This window comes from Lachnotalea sp. AF33-28 (assembly GCF_003477885.1).
In the GTDB taxonomy this organism is placed as follows: domain Bacteria; phylum Bacillota; class Clostridia; order Lachnospirales; family Lachnospiraceae; genus AF33-28.
The window spans coordinates 1-1,214 of the sequence record NZ_QUEE01000039.1 but is presented as its reverse complement, the minus strand read 5'-3'; the positions used below and the strand labels follow the sequence as shown (position 1 = coordinate 1,214).

General features: G+C 46.0%; 1 protein-coding gene. It reads right to left on the bottom strand.

Annotated elements, in window-relative coordinates:
- Positions 1-134 precede the first annotated feature (134 nt).
- Entirely contained in the window at positions 135-1,130 is a 996-nt protein-coding gene (locus tag DWZ56_RS22545) for a tyrosine-type recombinase/integrase (RefSeq protein ID WP_118558860.1), read from the bottom strand.
- Positions 1,131-1,214: the final 84 nt, after the last annotated feature.

Sequence of the window (1,214 nt, the reverse complement as noted above, 5' to 3'; positions counted from 1 at the left end):
ATATCCGTATATTGTGATCTGTCTATTTTAGTTCATTCGTCCCGTTCCTCTTCCACTCTTCAAACGTTTTCTTTCACGCAAAAAAGGCCTCCCCTGCTGGCAGGCTTTTTTTGTAACTATGCGTTATAACAAAGTCATGCTATACACTTCCGGAAAGATGATCTTACATTCTCTTCCGTGATTGTGCAGTAGATTCTGGTCGTATCAATACTGACATGGCCCAGAATCTCCTGCACCTGTTCGATCGGCACACCGCGTTCCAGAGCATCCGTCGCCAAGGTCCGTCTGAAGCGGTGAGGATGCACCTTTTCAATTCCCAACGACCGCCCCATTTTGCGGAGCATGGCCTGTACTCCGGACTTTTTCAGTCTGCTGTATGGCGCCTTATCCGTTACAAACAAGGCCGGATTGCTGTCTGTTCGGCTGTCCAGATACCTTTTCAGATGATAACAAGAGGACTCCGTGAGATAAACATAACGTTCTTTCTTTCCCTTCTGGCCATAAAGTACGATATCCATGCCTACGAAATTGATATCTTCCCGGTTTAGGGCCACAATCTCGCCAATACGTGCGCCGGAGCTGTACATGAGCTCCATCAGGGCCAAATCACGCTCTGATCGGGCATTCCGTTTCAAAATCTCCAGTTCCGTTGCACTATAAGGTTTCTTAATCATCTTTGGGACTTTCACCTGCTTTAACCGGCGTGCAGGGTTAGTTGGGATATATCCTTCATCTGATGCCCAACCAAAAAAACTGTTCAGGTAATGCCGCAACGTCTCCAAATATGCCAGACTGATCTTCCTAGCCTGTTGGTACCATGCCAGGTAGTACCGCAGGTCATTAGTGGTGATCTCCTCCAAGCGCCGGTTCAGAGTCTGCATCATCATTTGGACGCAGCGACCATAGTTTTCCAGCGTTCCCTCAGAACAGTTCTCTAGTCTCTTTGTAGCCAAAAAGGTCTTCAAAACCTTTTCCCACCGCTGTTCTGATACGATTAGTTCATGGCTATCTTTTTCAAGCCGATAATCGTGTAGCTTTAGCACCAATACACTTTCCAATTGCCGGGTCTGTTCCGGCGTCAACCAGGCTTCCATTTCTGTGAGCACATCATCAATTAATTTGTCTTTCACGATATTTCCCCCTTTCTGTACTCAACTTTATTATACAAAAAAGAGGATTTTTTGCACTGTCAGTGATTCACAATATACGGATAT